The 15168-nt window shown below is 62.9% G+C and carries 16 protein-coding genes; 12 read left to right on the top strand and 4 right to left on the bottom strand.

Annotated features, from left to right (window positions below):
* Positions 1–111: 111 nt before the first annotated feature.
* Genes rluC through B4L76_RS17750 form a run of 3 tightly spaced genes read left to right on the top strand, consistent with a single transcriptional unit; the run spans position 112 to position 2742 of the window.
* A complete protein-coding gene (gene rluC / locus B4L76_RS17740) occupies positions 112–1068 on the top strand; it encodes a 23S rRNA pseudouridine(955/2504/2580) synthase RluC (protein ID WP_296234305.1) in 957 nt (318 codons plus the stop codon).
* Positions 1069–1071: 3 nt separating this feature from the next.
* Positions 1072–1746 carry an HAD family hydrolase gene (locus B4L76_RS17745; RefSeq protein ID WP_296234306.1) on the top strand — a complete coding sequence of 225 codons (675 nt, stop codon included), beginning with the start codon at positions 1072–1074 and terminating at the stop codon, positions 1744–1746.
* 6 nt (positions 1747–1752) lie between these two features.
* Positions 1753–2742, top strand: a complete 990-nt coding sequence (locus B4L76_RS17750) for a S49 family peptidase (RefSeq protein ID WP_296234308.1) — start codon at positions 1753–1755, stop codon at positions 2740–2742.
* Between the two features lie 37 nt (positions 2743–2779).
* Here the strand turns inward: B4L76_RS17750 and B4L76_RS17755 are convergent, their stop codons facing one another.
* On the bottom strand, positions 2780–3358 hold the full coding sequence (locus B4L76_RS17755) for a Maf family protein (protein WP_296234309.1): 579 nt from the start codon (positions 3356–3358) through the stop codon (positions 2780–2782).
* A gap of 97 nt (positions 3359–3455) precedes the next feature.
* Between B4L76_RS17755 and B4L76_RS17760 the strand changes: the two genes are divergently transcribed.
* From B4L76_RS17760 to mltG, 9 genes are all read left to right on the top strand, one after another.
* Positions 3456–3983 carry a YceD family protein gene (locus tag B4L76_RS17760; RefSeq protein ID WP_012313431.1) on the top strand — a complete coding sequence of 176 codons (528 nt, stop codon included), beginning with the start codon at positions 3456–3458 and terminating at the stop codon, positions 3981–3983.
* Positions 3984–3996: 13 nt separating this feature from the next.
* On the top strand, positions 3997–4179 hold the full coding sequence (gene rpmF, locus B4L76_RS17765) for a 50S ribosomal protein L32 (protein ID WP_010223221.1): 183 nt from the start codon (positions 3997–3999) through the stop codon (positions 4177–4179).
* 3 nt (positions 4180–4182) lie between these two features.
* Complete coding sequence (plsX, locus tag B4L76_RS17770) at positions 4183–5193, top strand: phosphate acyltransferase PlsX (protein WP_414707218.1); 1011 nt, start codon at positions 4183–4185, stop codon at positions 5191–5193.
* Positions 5194–5386: 193 nt separating this feature from the next.
* A complete protein-coding gene (gene fabD / locus B4L76_RS17775; RefSeq protein WP_296234313.1) occupies positions 5387–6325 on the top strand; it encodes an ACP S-malonyltransferase in 939 nt (312 codons plus the stop codon).
* A 15-nt stretch (positions 6326–6340) separates the two neighbouring features.
* Positions 6341–7081: a 3-oxoacyl-ACP reductase FabG gene (fabG, locus tag B4L76_RS17780; protein WP_108480102.1), complete on the top strand. Its 741-nt coding sequence runs from the start codon at positions 6341–6343 to the stop codon at positions 7079–7081.
* Between the two features lie 203 nt (positions 7082–7284).
* Entirely contained in the window at positions 7285–7521 is a 237-nt protein-coding gene (gene acpP, locus B4L76_RS17785; RefSeq protein WP_296234315.1) for an acyl carrier protein, read from the top strand.
* A 186-nt stretch (positions 7522–7707) separates the two neighbouring features.
* On the top strand, positions 7708–8952 hold the full coding sequence (fabF, locus tag B4L76_RS17790) for a beta-ketoacyl-ACP synthase II (protein WP_296234316.1): 1245 nt from the start codon (positions 7708–7710) through the stop codon (positions 8950–8952).
* Positions 8952–9767 carry an aminodeoxychorismate lyase gene (gene pabC, locus B4L76_RS17795; RefSeq protein ID WP_296234317.1) on the top strand — a complete coding sequence of 272 codons (816 nt, stop codon included), beginning with the start codon at positions 8952–8954 and terminating at the stop codon, positions 9765–9767. The genes fabF and pabC overlap by 1 nt, the downstream gene beginning before the upstream one ends.
* Positions 9768–9771: 4 nt before the next feature.
* A complete protein-coding gene (gene mltG / locus B4L76_RS17800; protein ID WP_296234318.1) occupies positions 9772–10956 on the top strand; it encodes an endolytic transglycosylase MltG in 1185 nt (394 codons plus the stop codon).
* 76 nt (positions 10957–11032) lie between these two features.
* Here the strand turns inward: mltG and B4L76_RS17805 are convergent, their stop codons facing one another.
* From B4L76_RS17805 to B4L76_RS17815, 3 genes are all read right to left on the bottom strand, one after another.
* A complete protein-coding gene (locus B4L76_RS17805) occupies positions 11033–12397 on the bottom strand; it encodes an MFS transporter (protein ID WP_296234561.1) in 1365 nt (454 codons plus the stop codon).
* A gap of 99 nt (positions 12398–12496) precedes the next feature.
* Positions 12497–14080: an aldehyde dehydrogenase (NADP(+)) gene (locus B4L76_RS17810; protein WP_296234319.1), complete on the bottom strand. Its 1584-nt coding sequence runs from the start codon at positions 14078–14080 to the stop codon at positions 12497–12499.
* A 102-nt stretch (positions 14081–14182) separates the two neighbouring features.
* Positions 14183–15127, bottom strand: a complete 945-nt coding sequence (locus B4L76_RS17815) for a LysR family transcriptional regulator (protein ID WP_296234321.1) — start codon at positions 15125–15127, stop codon at positions 14183–14185.
* Positions 15128–15168 lie beyond the last annotated feature (41 nt).

Consider the following 15168-nt stretch of genomic DNA (forward strand, 5'->3'; position numbering starts at 1 on the left):
GGGACCGGCTCGGAGCCTGGTGCCACTGGCCTGCCGCTTTTGGCGGCGTTCGCGACTATAGCAGCAATGATTAAGTGCTTCAATTCCATAAAAAATTGTTATGATCCCGCCATGACGACCAATACCCCTCCGACTTCCGGCGTTCAGCTGATCGAAGTCGCGCCGGAACTTGCCGGCCAACGCATCGACAATTTCCTTATCACGGCCCTCAAGGGCGTGCCCAAGACGCTGGTCTACCGCATCCTGCGCAAGGGTGAAGTGCGGGTCAACAAGGGGCGGGTCAAGCCGGAGTACAAGATCCAGGCTGGCGACATCGTGCGGGTACCGCCCGTCCGCCTGCCTGAGCGTGACGAGCCGGCGCCGGTGGCCCAGGGGCTGCTGCAGCGTCTGGAAGCCGCCATCGTCTACGAAGACAAGGCGCTGATCGTGATGAACAAGCCAGCCGGCATCGCCGTGCATGGCGGCAGTGGCCTGAGCTTTGGCGTGATCGAGGCACTGCGCCAGCTGCGTCCGGAGGCCAAGGAGCTGGAGCTGGTGCATCGCCTGGACCGCGACACCTCCGGCCTGCTGATGATCGCCAAGAAACGCAGCATGCTGCGCCACCTGCATGCCGCATTGCGCGGCGACGGCGTCGACAAGCGCTACATGGCGCTGGTGCGCGGCCACTGGCCTACTTCGAAGAAGCAGGTCAGCGCGCCGTTGCTCAAGAGCAACCTGCGCTCCGGCGAACGCATGGTCGAAGTGAATGACGAGGGCAAGGAGGCGTTGACCCTGTTCCGCGTGCTGCGCCGCTTCGGTGAGTTCGCCACCATTGTCGAGGCGCGACCGATCACCGGCCGTACCCACCAGATTCGCGTGCACACCCTGCATGCCGGGCACATGATCGCCGGCGACAGCAAGTACGGCGACGAAGACTTCAGTCGCGAAATTCGCGAGCTGGGTGGCAAGCGCCTGTTCCTGCATGCCTATGCGCTTACCGTGCCGCTGCCGGACGGTGGCGAACTGAAGCTCGAGGCGCCGGTGGATGAGGTGTGGGCGAAAACCGTTGAGCGTCTGAGTGCATCCTGACCTATGAAAAAGGGCTATGAGCTACTGATCTTCGACTGGGATGGCACGCTGGCCGATTCCATCGGGCGCATCGTCGAGGCCATGAACGCCGCCGCCGAGCGTGCCGGCGAGGCGCAAAGCAGCGATGATGCGATCAAGGGCATCATCGGCCTGGCCCTGGGCGAGGCGATCCACACCCTGTACCCGCACCTGGCGCCTGCGCAAGTCGAAAGCTTCCGTCAGCACTACGCCGATATCTACATGGCCCTGGATCAGCAGCCTTCGCCTCTGTTCGATGGCGTGATCGAGTCGCTGGATGCCTTCCGTGCCGGGGGTTACCGCCTGGCGGTGGCCACCGGCAAGGCGCGCCGCGGGCTGGACCGGGTGCTCAGGGCCAATGGGCTGGAGCAGTTCTTCGACATTACCCGCGCTGCCGACGAGACCCGTGGCAAGCCGCACCCGCGCATGCTCGAGGAAATCCTTGGTCATTGCGGTGTCGAACCAGAGCGCGCGCTGATGGTTGGCGATTCGGCGTTCGACCTGCAGATGGCCAGCAATGCCGGCATGCATTCGGCGGCCGTGGGCTATGGTGCCATGTCGCTGCAGGCGCTGGCCGAGTTCGGGCCGCAGGTATGCCTCGATCATTTTTCCCAGTTGCGCGAGTGGCTGGGTGGTTCCGCAATCCCTTTTCCAAGGTAGGTAAGCATGGCTGACGAATGGAAGGCCCCTGAGGCCGAACCCGAGGAGCGCGAAGCGCGCAAAAGCTGGCAGTTACTGGAAAAGACCCTGTTGGCGAACGTTCAGGAGCATCGCCGGGCGCGTCGTTGGGGGATCTTCTTCAAGCTGCTGACCTTCGTCTACCTGTTCGGCATCCTGGCGTTGTTCACGCCGCTGATGGATATGGACAAGGCAGCGTCGCGTAGTGTCAACCACACCGCGCTGGTCGAGGTGCGCGGGATGATTGCCGATCAGGAGCCCGCCAGCGCCGACAATATCGTCAAAAGCCTGCGCGAGGCGTTCAGGAACAGCAAGACCAAGGCCGTTGTGATGCGCATCAACAGCCCGGGTGGCAGCCCGGTGCAGGCGGGCTATGTGTATGACGAAATCCGCCGCCTGCGCGGCGAGTACCCGGCCATCAAGCTGTACGCGGTCATTGCAGACCTGGGCGCTTCCGGTGCCTACTACATCGCCAGTGCGGCGGACGAGATCTACGCCGACAAGGCCAGCCTGGTGGGGTCCATCGGCGTGACGGCGGCGGGCTACGGTTTTGTCGGCACCATGGAGAAGCTGGGTGTCGAGCGGCGTGCCTACACCTCGGGCGAGCACAAGGCTTTCCTTGACCCGTTCTCGCCGGAAAAGCCCGACGAGACCCGGTTCTGGCAGGGGGTGCTGGAAACCACCCACAAGCAATTCATCGCCATGGTCAAGCAGGGGCGTGGCGAACGCCTGAAGGACAAGGAACACCCGGAACTGTTCAGTGGCCTGGTCTGGTCGGGTGAGCAGGCCAAGGAGCTGGGGCTGGTCGATGGGCTCGGCAGTGCCAGCTACGTGGCGCGCGAGATCGTCGGCGAGAAAGAGTTGGTGGATTTCACTGTGCAGGAATCGCCGCTCGACCGCTTCTCCAAGCGCGTAGGGGCCAGCGTGGCCGAGCACCTGGCGATGTGGATGGGGTTCCAGGGCCCGCAGTTGCGCTGAGCCGAGATTATCGGGGCCGCAGCGCGGCCCCAGAGTCTCAAGGGGTAACCACGCCTTCCCTGGACAGCATGTCCACCAGCCGAATCAACGGCAGCCCGATCAGGCTGGTCGCATCGCACCCATGCGTACTCTGAAACAGGCTCACCCCCAGTCCCTCCGCCTTGAAGCTGCCAGCGCAATCCAGCGGCTGTTCTGCCGCCACATAGCGCTCCACCTGCTCGCGGCTCAGTTCTCGTAATGTCACGGTAAACGGCACGCAGTCCACCTGGCATGCTCCCGTGGCGCTGTTCAGCAATGCCAGCCCGGTCAGAAAGCTCACTTGCTGCCCGCTGCACTCCAGCAGCTGTTCGCAGGCGCGCGCGAAGGTATGCGGCTTGCCCAGGACCTGTTCGCCCAGCACCGCAACCTGGTCCGAACCAATGATCAGGTGCGCGGGGTGGCTGCCCGCCAGCGCCTCGGCCTTTTGCCTGGCCAGCCGGCGCACCAGCTCCGCCGCCGGTTCGCCATCCAGGCGCTGTTCGTCTATGTCAGGGCTTGCCCAGGTGAAAGGCAGGCGCAGGCGTGCGAGCAGTTCACGGCGATAGGCAGAGCTGGAAGCCAGTAGCAGGGGAAGCATGGTAGACTCCTGAATCGGTTGAACCAAATTCTATCACGCACGATGCCGCCGAATTTCCTTTGACAGGGACGGGGGGCATCCCTAGAATGCTGCGCCTATGTTGAATGACCCGATTCCACCTCACGTTGACCCGCGCAAATTGGCTGATCGTGGCGTAACCCTCAACGGTTCGCTGCAACTCGCTGATTTGGAAAGACTCTGCGACCCGCTTTCCGACAATGTCGGTACGGTGCAGGCGAAGTTCGATTTTGAACGAGATGAACAGCACGTGGTGGTTATCCACAGCGAGCTGGACGTCGAGGTCAAGATGGTTTGCCAGCGTTGTCTTGAGCTGGTCACCCTGCCGATCCACAGCGAATGTACGTACGCCGTGGTGAAGGAGGGTGCGAATACCCAGTCGTTGCCGAAAGGCTATGACGTGCTGGAACTGGGCGAAGATCCATTGGATCTGCAGGCACTGATCGAGGAAGAGCTTCTGCTCGCCTTGCCGATCGTGCCTGCTCACCATCCGGAAGAATGCCAGCAGCCGGCGGGCGCAGACGAGCCCGAATCGAGCAAGGACGAGGTATCGCGGTCCAACCCGTTCAGTGTTTTGGCGCAGTTAAAGCGTGACCCAAACGTTTAGGAGTTAATCAATTATGGCTGTTCAGCAGAACAAAAAATCCCGCTCTGCCCGTGACATGCGCCGTTCGCACGACGCCCTGTCGGAAAACGCGCTGTCGGTAGAGAAAACCACCGGTGAAGTACACCTGCGCCACCACGTTTCGCCAGAAGGCGTATACCGTGGTCGCAAAGTGATCGACAAGGGCGCTGACGAGTAATCCTTGTCCGCTCAGATCATCGCGATCGACGCAATGGGCGGGGACTTCGGTCCCCGCAGCATTGTCCAGGCTAGCATTGCCTGCCTTTCGGCTACCCCTTCGCTGCACCTGACCCTCGTCGGTCAACCCTCCCTCCTTGAAGATCTTGTCAGCGGCCTTGCAGCTGCGGATCGCGCGCGCCTGCAGATTGTGGCCGCCAGCGAGGTGGTCGGCATGGACGAGCGGCCCTCCCAGGCGTTGCGCGGCAAGCCCGACTCGTCGATGCGCATCGCTCTCGAACTGGTGCGCGACGGCAAGGCCCAGGCCTGCGTCAGTGCTGGCAACACCGGGGCGCTGATGGCGCTGTCGCGGTTCGTGCTCAAGACCCTGCCGGGGATCGATCGGCCCGCCATGGTGGCGGCGATCCCGACCCAGTCTGGCTATTGCCAGCTGCTCGACCTGGGCGCCAACGTCGACTGCAGCGCCGAAAACCTCTATCAGTTCGCCGTGATGGGTTCGGTGGCCGCGCAGGCTTTGGGTGTGCTCAGGCCGCGTGTGGCGCTGCTGAACATCGGTACCGAAGACATCAAGGGCAACCAGCAGGTCAAGTTGGCGGCCAGCCTGCTGCAGAACGCTCGCGGGCTCAACTACGTGGGTTTCGTCGAAGGCGATGGGTTGTATCGCGGCGAAGCCGATGTGGTGGTCTGCGACGGGTTCGTTGGCAACATCCTGCTCAAGTCCAGCGAGGGCTTGGCAACGATGATCGGTGCGCGCATCGAGCAGTTGTTCAAGGGGGGGCTGTTGTCGCGGGCAGCCGGCGCCATGGCCTTGCCGCTGCTCAAGCGCCTGCAGGCCGATCTGGCGCCGGCGCGGCACAATGGGGCGAGCTTCCTCGGCTTGCAGGGCATCGTCATCAAGAGCCATGGCTCGGCGGGCGTGCAGGGTTTCCAGAGTGCCATCCAGCGGGCGTTGATCGAGATCCAGGAAAACTTGCCGCAGCGCTTGCACGGGCGGCTGGAGGACTTGTTGCCTTGACCTGTGCCCGGCCCCTGCATCGGTAGACCCGCGCAGGGGCCGGGCACAGGCTGATAAAGACCTTAGGCATATCGCCGATGAAGTGCTTAAATGTGACCGCTTGGTCCGCATCTCCATCCAAGCTTTCAGATTCCGCGCCTGGCCCAGGGCCTGGCGCACCCTATCCGACGACAAGATCATAAGGGCTTGTTCAATGTCTGCATCTCTCGCATTCGTCTTTCCCGGTCAAGGTTCCCAGTCGCTGGGCATGCTCGCCGAGCTCGGCGCCGAGAAGCCAGTGATCATCGAAACCTTCAAGGAAGCTTCCGAGGCACTCGGTTACGACCTGTGGAAGCTGGTCCAGGAAGGCCCGGAAGAACAACTCAACCAGACCGACAAGACCCAGCCGGCCATTCTCACCGCGTCCATTGCGCTGTGGCGCCTGTGGCTGGAAGAAGGCGGCGCACGGCCAGCTTTCGTTTCCGGTCACAGCCTGGGTGAATACAGTGCCCTGGTCGCGGCAGGCAGCATCAGCCTGAAGGACGCCGTGCGCCTGGTCGAGCGCCGTGGTCAGCTGATGCAGGAAGCCGTGCCGGCCGGCCATGGTGCCATGGCCGCCATTCTTGGCCTGGACGACGCCGTGGTCGTTGAAATCTGTGCCGAAGCGGCCGAAGACCAGGTGGTCAGTGCGGTCAACTTCAACTCGCCAGGCCAGGTGGTCATCGCCGGCAACAAGGCCGCGGTAGACCGCGCCATGGAGCTGTGCAAGGCCAAGGGTGCCAAGCGCGCCCTGCCGCTAGCGGTCAGCGTACCGTCGCATTGCGCGCTGATGAAGCCGGCAGCCGAGCGCTTTGCCGAGGCGGTCAACGCCATCGAGTGGAAGGCTCCGCAGATTCCGGTGGTGCAGAACGTCACCGCTGCCGTCGCCGCTGACCTGAACGCCCTCAAGCAAGACCTGCTGGCGCAGCTGTACCAGCCGGTGCGCTGGGTCGAATGCGTGCAGACCCTGGCGGCGAACGGTGCCGTCAATCTGGTCGAGTGCGGCCCAGGCAAGGTTCTTGCCGGCCTGAACAAGCGTTGCGCCGATGGTGTGACCACCTACAACCTCAATACCCCTGACGCCGTCGCCGCCACCCGCGCGGCGCTGGCCTGATTTGGAGAAGCTTGCATGAGCCTGCAAGGTAAAGTTGCACTGGTCACCGGCGCCAGCCGTGGTATTGGCCAGGCCATCGCCCTCGAGCTGGGCCGCCAGGGCGCGACCGTGGTCGGTACCGCCACTTCGGCTTCCGGCGCCGAGCGCATCGCGGCCACCCTGAAAGAGCACGGCATCACCGGTACCGGCATGGAGCTGAACGTGACCAGCGCCGAATCGGTCGAGGCCGTGCTGGCTGCCATCGGCGAGCAGTTCGGTGCTCCCGCCATCCTGGTCAACAACGCCGGCATCACCCGTGACAACCTCATGCTGCGCATGAAGGACGACGAGTGGTTCGACGTGATCGATACCAACCTGAACAGCCTCTACCGTCTGTCCAAGGGCGTGCTGCGTGGCATGACCAAGGCGCGTTGGGGTCGTATCATCAGTATCGGCTCTGTGGTCGGTGCCATGGGTAACGCCGGTCAGGCCAACTACGCGGCCGCCAAGGCGGGCCTTGAAGGTTTCAGCCGCGCCCTGGCGCGTGAAGTGGGCTCGCGTGGCATCACCGTCAACTCGGTGACCCCGGGCTTCATCGATACCGACATGACCCGCGAATTGCCGGAAGCGCAGCGTGAAGCCCTGCAGACCCAGATCCCGCTGGGCCGCCTGGGCCAGGCCGACGAAATCGCCAAGGTGGTTTCGTTCCTGGCATCCGACGGCGCAGCCTACGTAACCGGCGCTACCGTGCCGGTCAACGGCGGGATGTACATGTAACACTGCAACTCAATGTGACGGATTTCGTAAAAAATGAGTCATACTGCGAGCCTAAAATCCGTTATAAAGCTGCAACCGAATTTTGGGCAGCGGGTAGGGCGACTAGTCGGAAAATGCGTTTAGCTTGAAAAGCGAACGTCTTTCTATAAAATTAGCCACCGGCCAGCTGCCTGACATATATCCATTAGGAGTGAAAACTAGGTATGAGCACCATCGAAGAACGCGTCAAGAAAATCGTCGCCGAGCAACTGGGCGTCAAGGAAGAGGAAGTGACTGAGTCCAAGTCCTTCGTCGATGACCTGGGTGCCGATTCGCTTGACACCGTTGAGCTGGTGATGGCTCTGGAAGAGGAATTCGAGACCGAAATCCCTGACGAAGAAGCCGAGAAGATCACTACCGTTCAAGCTGCTATCGACTACGTCAAAACCCGCCAGGCCTAAGACGCTGTAGTCGACGCTTCTTGTCGGGGAAAACCGCACTGCCTTTGCCGGCGTGCGGTTTTTTCTTTGCGAGCGCCCTGCGCACGGCAGGCAGGCATCGTTCATCGCGCCAAGAGCCTGTTGCCATTTCATTCCTGCGCTTGAATGCAATGGCAAGAGACTCTGTTATTAGAAAAGGAGAGTACTGTGTCGCGTAGACGCGTCGTGGTCACCGGTATGGGTATGCTGTCGCCACTGGGTACCGATGTACCGAGCACCTGGCAGGGCATTCTGGCTGGCCGCAGTGGCATCGGGCCGATCGAACACACGGACCTGTCTGCCTACTCCACCCGTTTTGGCGGCTCGGTGAAAGGCTTCGAGGTCGAGCAGTACCTGTCGGCCAAAGAGGCCCGCAAGCTCGACCTGTTCATCCAGTACGGCCTCGCGGCCGGTTTCCAGGCGGTGCGCAATGCCGGGCTGGAAGTCACCGACGCCAACCGCGAGCGGATTGGCGTGGCCATGGGCTCGGGTATCGGTGGCCTGACCAACATCGAGGAAACCAGCCGCACCCTGCACGATTCGGGGCCGCGACGTATTTCGCCGTTCTTCGTGCCAGGCTCGATCATCAACATGATCTCCGGCTTCCTGTCGATTCACCTGGGCCTGCAGGGGCCGAACTATGCCATCGCCACGGCCTGCACCACCGGCACCCACTGCATCGGCATGGCTGCGCGCAACATCGCCTATGGTGAAGCTGACGTGATGATTGCCGGTGGTGCCGAAATGGCTGCCTGTGGCCTGGGCATGGGCGGTTTCGGCGCCTCGCGTGCGCTGTCCACCCGCAACGACGAGCCAAGCCGGGCCAGCCGCCCGTGGGACAAGGTTCGTGACGGTTTCGTACTGTCCGACGGTGCCGGTGCCCTGGTGCTTGAAGAACTGGAGCACGCCAAGGCGCGCGGCGCGACCATCTATGCCGAGCTGGTCGGTTTCGGCATGAGCGGCGATGCCTACCACATGACGTCGCCACCCGACACCGGCGAAGGCGCTGCCCGCTGCATGGCCAACGCCCTGCGTGATGCTGGCATCCAGCCGGAAGAGGTCAGCTACATCAATGCCCACGGCACCTCGACGCCGGCAGGCGACGTGGCCGAAGTGGCGGCGATCAAGCGCGTGTTCGGTGAGCATGCCTACAAGCTGGCAGTCAGCTCGACCAAGTCGATGACCGGCCACCTGCTGGGCGCTGCCGGTGCCGTGGAGGCGATCTTCAGCGTCCTGGCAATCAACAGCCAGATGGCGCCGCCCACCATCAACCTGGACGAGCCGGACGAGGGTTGCGACCTCGACTTCGTGCCCCACCAGGCGCGCAGCATGCCGATCGACGTGGTGCTGTCCAACTCGTTCGGTTTTGGCGGTACCAACGGTTCGCTGGTATTCCGCCGGTTCGCCGGCTGATGCACAGCTGGATCGACGGCCAGCCCGCAGCAGCAGTCAACCTGCAGAACCGCGGCCTGGCCTACGGCGATGGCCTGTTCGAGACCATCGCCGTGCACGGTGGCCGGCCCAGCCTGCTGGACGGCCACCTCGCACGCCTGGCGCTGGGTTGCCAGCGTCTGGCGATCCATGCCGACCTGGCACTGGTGCGCGACGAACTCCTGCGCTATGCCAGCCAGCTCGGTGATGGCGTTGCCAAGCTGATCATTACCCGTGGCGACAGCCAGCGCGGCTATGCCCCGCTTGCCGATGCCGCGCCGCGGCGTATCCTGCAGGGCAGCCCGTTGCCCAGCTATCCTGTCGAACATGCCGAGCAAGGTGTGCGTCTGTTCCTGTGCCAGACGCGGCTTGGGGAACAACCGCTGCTGGCCGGCCTCAAACACCTCAACCGCCTTGAGCAGGTGCTGGCCCGTGCCGAATGGCAGGACAGCGAACATGCCGAAGGCCTGATGCGTGATGGGCAAGGCCGGGTGATCGAAGGGGTCTACAGTAATCTGTTCCTGGTACGCGATGGCGCGCTGTTCACGGCCGACCTCAGCCGCTGCGGCGTCGCTGGCGTGATGCGGGCCGCGTTGCTGGAACAGGCAGCGCTGCTGGGCATACCGCGGCAGGTGTGCGACCTGCCGTTCGACGTGCTGGAACAGGCAGATGAAGTATTTGTCTGCAACAGCGTCTACGGTGTCTGGCCCGTGCGCGGTGTGGCCGCGCTAAACTGGTCGCCGGGCCCGCTCACTCGTAAACTGCAGGCCGTTGCCCGTACGTTACTGGAAACCTGAATTCGTGAGACGCAAATTCCTGCTGCTGCTGGAAATGAGCCTGATCCTCGCCGGCCTGGCCGTAGGCTGGTCGGCCTGGAAGGTCAACTCGGTGCTGGAGCAGCCCTTGCACGTGACGCAGGAGCGCCTGCTCGACGTGCCCAATGGTACCAACCCCAACCGCATGTTCTACCGCATGCAAAGCGAAGGGTTGCTGGACGACGCCGTCTGGTTGCGCCTGTACTGGCGCTTCAACATGGCAGGCACGCCCTTGCACACCGGCGAGTACCGCCTGACCCCCGGCATGACCGTCAGGCAGCTGCTCGATGCCTGGCGGCGAGCCGACGTGGTCCAGTACAACCTGACCCTGGTCGAAGGCTGGACCTTCCGTCAGGTGCGTACCGCCGTGGCCAGGCATGAAAAGATCAAGCACACCCTGGACGGCCTGTCGGATGCCGAAGTCATGGACCGGCTCGGCCATACCGGCGTGTTTCCCGAAGGGCGCTTCTTCCCCGACACCTACCGCTTCGTGCGCGGCATGAGTGACGTCGAGCTGCTGCAGCAGGCGTACATGCGCCTGGATGAAGTGCTGGCCAAGGAGTGGGCGGAGCGTGCTACCGATCTGCCGTACCGCGACCCGTACCAGGCCCTGATCATGGCCTCGCTGGTGGAGAAGGAGACTGGTATTCCCCAGGAGCGCGGGCAGATTGCCGGCGTCTTCGTGCGGCGCCTGCGCCTGGGCATGATGCTGCAGACCGACCCGACGGTGATCTATGGCATGGGTGAACGCTACAACGGCAGGATTACCCGCGCCGACCTGCGCGAGCCGACCCCGTACAATACCTACACCATGACCGGCCTGCCGCCGACGCCGATCGCCATGGTCGGCCGCGAGGCGATTCATGCGGCGCTCAACCCGTCCGCTGGCACCAGCCTGTACTTCGTTGCCCGTGGCGATGGCAGCCATGTATTCTCCGACGACCTCGACGACCACAACTCGGCGGTGCGCGAGTTCCAGCTCAAGCGCCGCACGGACTACCGTTCCAGCCCCGCGCCACAGTCCCAGCCAGGTGCCGACGAGGCCGCCGCCCCCGAAGCGCCGGCGGATGAGCCGGCGCAGCAGCCAACACCCGATCAGCCGCCCGCGCAGGATGCACCTGTTGGCGGCGCGCAAGCGGCCGAACGGCCAACGCCTGACGACCAGCCATGAGGGCTGCCGGCGCGCCTGGCTAACCGATCGTCGAGTAACGGTGTCAGCATCGGCTGTACCTGGCGCTGGCTCACCCTCATGCTGCCTCCAGCAACTGCGTGTGGGGCTGCGAGTCGGGCCGCTTCAACATAGCGGCCGGGATCGCCATGACCAATGCTCCACTGACGAACAGGCACAGGCCCAGCACATAGGTGCCGTTGTTGATGTCGCCGGTGAGGTTCTCCGCCACGGCTGTAATCATCGAGCCGGTGAAACCGGACAGGTTGCCGAACGCGTTGATCATGCCGATGCCAGCCGCAGCAGCGACACCTGAGAGTACGGTGCCCGGCAGCGTCCAGAAGATAGGCATCAGGCTGAGCACCCCCGATGCCGCGATGGTCAGGAACACGATTGAAAGCACGACGTCGTGTGCGAAAGCTGCGCTGAGGATCAGCCCGCAGCCACCGATGAACGCCGGGATCGCAGCATGCAGCCGACGTTCACCAGTGCGGTTGGAGTGGCGTGCGTTGAGGAACATGGCAATTACCGCCACGCCATAGGGAATGGCGGTCAGCAAGCCGATTTCCAGGCTGCTGGTCACTCCCGCGCTCTTGATGATCGACGGCATCCAGAAGGCCAGGCCGTAGAAGCCGGTGTTGAACGTCAGCAGGATGAATACGAGCAGCCAGACCCGTGGGCTGAAGAAGGCATCCTTCAGGCGCGAAACCTTGCCATGCTCATCCTGCTTAAGGTTGGCCTTGAGCAGTTCCTTTTCTTGCCGGGACAACCAGGTAGCCTTGTCGATGTTGTCGCACAGGCAGCAAAAAACGATTGCCGCCATGACCACCGAGGGTACGCCCTCGATCAGAAGCATCCACTGCCAGCCGGCCATACCGTGCCAACCGTCCATGCTGGTCATGAGCCAGCCCGACAAAATGCCACCTAGCGTCAGACTGACAGGCAGTGCCATCAGGAAACCAGACATCACTCGGCTTTGCCGATGGGTCGGGAACCAGTAGTTGAGGTAGAGAATCACGCCTGGGAAGAAGCCGGCCTCACAGATGCCGAGCAGAAAGCGCAACGCGTAGAACATTGTGCTGGGCTCGACATGGAAGAACGAGGCGAGTGGCTGGGTAAATGCGACAGCCATGGAGACGATGGCCCAGCTCAGCATGATGCGGGCGATCCAGAAACGTGCGCCGTATCGATGCAGTAGCAGATTGCTTGGGACTTCAAACAGAAAATAGCCCCAGAAGAAAACACTGGCGCCAAGGGCGTAGACGGTATTACTGAATTGCAGATCCTCCAGCATGCTCAGTTTCGCGAATCCGATATTCACCCGGTCGAGATAGGCGGCCATGTAACACAGCAACAGCACCGGCAGGATGCGGACGATGACTTTGCGATAGGTGCGATCCTCGAAAGCCTGATCGCGCACGGGGTCGACAACTTGATGATCCATAGCCAGCCTCTTGGCATGTCGTGCATGCCTGATTGTTGTTATTGAAAGAGCACCGGGCATGAGCACACCCGGTGGTATTGTGCCTGCGAGTAACAGTGTTCAGCGGATCGGTTCGCGGGTGGGCTGACCATCGACCAGTCTCAGCAGCCCCAGTGGGTTGGCGTCGCGCAATGCCTCGGGAAGCAGTGCGTCAGGGAAATTCTGGTAGCACACCGGACGCAGGAAGCGATCTATTGCCAGCGTGCCGACCGAGGTTCCGCGGCTATCCGAGGTAGCCGGATACGGGCCACCATGAACCATCGCCTCACATACCTCGACGCCAGTCGGGTAACCATTTACCAGCACCCGGCCAACCTTCTGTTCAAGCACCGTGACCAAAGACGCGGCTTGCGCCAGGTCGCCGGGCTCGCCAATCAGCGTGGCGGTCAGTTGGCCGCCAAGCGCGTGCAACGCTGCAACCAACTGGTCTTGATCAGCCAGTTCGACCACCACCGTGGCCGGGCCGAAGATTTCTTCCTGCAGCAACGGTTCACCGTCCAGCAGCAATTTCGCATCGGCCTGGAACAGCTGCGGCCAGGCCTGGTTTCCCTGCTGCTCGGCGCCGGCAAGGAGGCGGATGCCGGCCCGCGCCTTGAGGGTGGCGACACCGCGGGCGTAGCTGGCCAGGGTGTCGGTGTTGAGCATGGTTTGCGGCGCCTGTTCGGCCATGTGTGCGCTCAAGTGCTCAACGAACGCGCTGAAGTGCGCTGAGCGCACCCCCAGCACCAAGCCAGGATTGGTGCAGAACTGTCCGCACCCCAATACCACCGAAGCCGTCAGTTCACGAGCCACGGCCTCTGCGCGAATAGCCAGCGCCTGGGGCAGGACCAGCACCGGGTTGATACTGCTCATTTCGGCGAATACCGGAATAGGCCGAGGTCGCGCCGCTGCCATATCGCACAAGGCCCGTCCGCCCTTGAGCGAACCAGTGAAGCCAACGGCCTGAATATCCGGGTGCTTGACCAACACCTCGCCGACCCTGCCGCCAAACACCATGTTGAATACACCCGCAGGCATCGCGCAGCGTTCAGCGGCGCCGACGATGGCCTCGGCCACCCATTGTGCTGTGGCCATGTGGCCACTGTGGGCCTTGAATACCACTGGGCAACCGGCGGCCAACGCTGCGGCGGTGTCGCCACCGGCCGTCGAGAATGCCAGGGGGAAGTTGCTGGCGCCGAAGACCGCGACCGGCCCAAGGCCCATGCGGCATTGGCGGATGTCCAGGCGCGGCAGTGGCAGACGCTCGGGCTGTGCACGATCGATACGAGCGCCCGTGAAATCACCTCGGCGCAGTACCGTGGCGAACAGCCTCAGCTGGCCACTGGTTCGCGCCCGCTCGCCCTGGATACGCGCTGGCGGCAAGGCCGTTTCATGGCATACGGTTTCGATGAAGTCGTCGCCCAAGCCATCCAGCGCCTCGGCGATCGCGTCGAGGAACTCGGCGCGGCGCGCGGCGGGCAGTGCCCGGTAGACTGGATAGGCTGCAGCCGCTGCCCGGGCAGCGGCGTCCACCTCTTGTTCAGTGGCTTGATAAAACGCTTCGGGCAGGGCCTGCCCGGTGCGCGCATCGATGCTGTAAAGAGTCGCCTGGCCAGTAGCGCGGCGGCTCCCGCCGATGAACTGTTGGCCTGCATATGACGTCATGGATGATTCCTCGGCGTTACGGAAGAACATGGGGCGCTAATCTAGGCGGGTCAGCGATGCTTGCCCAATGGCTTTTAGGGATCATCCGATAACGCAGGGTTATCAATCCTCCGGAGCGCGACGTGCATGTGCCAGGAGAATCTCGGCAAACTCCAAGGCCGCGCCGCTCAAGGGCTCGCCTTTGCGCGAGAGAATGCCGTAGTCCTGGGGGCTCAGGTGCAGGGGCGTGTCAAGGTTGACCAGTACGCCACTGGCCAGGTGCGGCTCGACCATCGCCTGGGGCAGCATGCCGATCATCGGCCCACCCAGTAGCACCTTGAGGAAGGTCTGCATGGAAATGGTATCGATGGTATTGCGCGGCACCGCCACGCCCGCCTGGGCGAAGGCTCGCTCCATGCGTCCGCGGATGGGCGTGCCCTTGGGGTAGAGAATCCATGGCCACTCCAGCAGCTGTGGCAAGGTCACAGGCCCGGCCTTGCTCAACGGGTGCTGGTTGTTGACCACGAAGCAGAAGGGTTCCGGCGCCAGCGGCTGGAAGTCGAAGCGCTGGCCCTGCGACACGTCGGTGAAGCGGGCCACGGCCAGATGCAGTACCTTGTCCTCGAGCATGGCCATCAAGTGATCGCTGGTCTGCTCCACCACCTCGATCGACAGCAATGGCTTGCGCCGCTTGATTTCGATGATGGCATCCGGCAGCGCCACGGCGGTGGCGGCAAAAATGCCGCCCACTTTCAAATGGCCGTGCCCCCCCTGGCGCAGGCTGTCGATCTGATCGACGAAATTGCGCGCATCGTTGAGGGCGACCTGGGCATAGCGCAATACCTGCTCGCCCAACGCGGTTGGCGGCATGCTACGTGGCAGGCGGTCGAACAGGGCGAAACCGAGCAGGTTTTCGATTTCCTTCAGCATCTTGCTGATCGCGGGCTGGGTGAGGTTCATCTGCTGTGCCGCCAGGTGCATGTTGTGGGTGCGCCCAAGCGTGTCGATAAGCAACAGGTGGCGGAATTTGAGCCAGTTGCAAACGTGGGAGAAAGACAGGTCCGACATGTGAGCCACCTTTGTTGCAATAACTCTGAGTTATCGAATAG

This window comes from Pseudomonas sp. UBA4617, assembly GCF_002386445.1.
GTDB lineage: Bacteria > Pseudomonadota > Gammaproteobacteria > Pseudomonadales > Pseudomonadaceae > Aquipseudomonas.

Excerpts from the sequence above, each read along its gene's own strand:
- rluC (WP_296234305.1), top strand. The coding sequence starts at position 112 with ATGACGACCAATACCCCTCCGACTTCCGGCGTTCAGCTGATCGAAGTC.
- B4L76_RS17745 (WP_296234306.1), top strand. The coding sequence starts at position 1,072 with ATGAAAAAGGGCTATGAGCTACTGATCTTCGACTGGGATGGCACGCTG.
- B4L76_RS17750 (WP_296234308.1), top strand. The coding sequence starts at position 1,753 with ATGGCTGACGAATGGAAGGCCCCTGAGGCCGAACCCGAGGAGCGCGAA.
- B4L76_RS17755 (WP_296234309.1), bottom strand. The coding sequence starts at position 3,358 with ATGCTTCCCCTGCTACTGGCTTCCAGCTCTGCCTATCGCCGTGAACTG.
- B4L76_RS17760 (WP_012313431.1), top strand. The coding sequence starts at position 3,456 with ATGTTGAATGACCCGATTCCACCTCACGTTGACCCGCGCAAATTGGCT.
- rpmF (WP_010223221.1), top strand. The coding sequence starts at position 3,997 with ATGGCTGTTCAGCAGAACAAAAAATCCCGCTCTGCCCGTGACATGCGC.
- fabD (WP_296234313.1), top strand. The coding sequence starts at position 5,387 with ATGTCTGCATCTCTCGCATTCGTCTTTCCCGGTCAAGGTTCCCAGTCG.
- fabG (WP_108480102.1), top strand. The coding sequence starts at position 6,341 with ATGAGCCTGCAAGGTAAAGTTGCACTGGTCACCGGCGCCAGCCGTGGT.
- acpP (WP_296234315.1), top strand. The coding sequence starts at position 7,285 with ATGAGCACCATCGAAGAACGCGTCAAGAAAATCGTCGCCGAGCAACTG.
- pabC (WP_296234317.1), top strand. The coding sequence starts at position 8,952 with ATGCACAGCTGGATCGACGGCCAGCCCGCAGCAGCAGTCAACCTGCAG.
- B4L76_RS17805 (WP_296234561.1), bottom strand. The coding sequence starts at position 12,397 with ATGGATCATCAAGTTGTCGACCCCGTGCGCGATCAGGCTTTCGAGGAT.
- B4L76_RS17810 (WP_296234319.1), bottom strand. The coding sequence starts at position 14,080 with ATGACGTCATATGCAGGCCAACAGTTCATCGGCGGGAGCCGCCGCGCT.
- B4L76_RS17815 (WP_296234321.1), bottom strand. The coding sequence starts at position 15,127 with ATGTCGGACCTGTCTTTCTCCCACGTTTGCAACTGGCTCAAATTCCGC.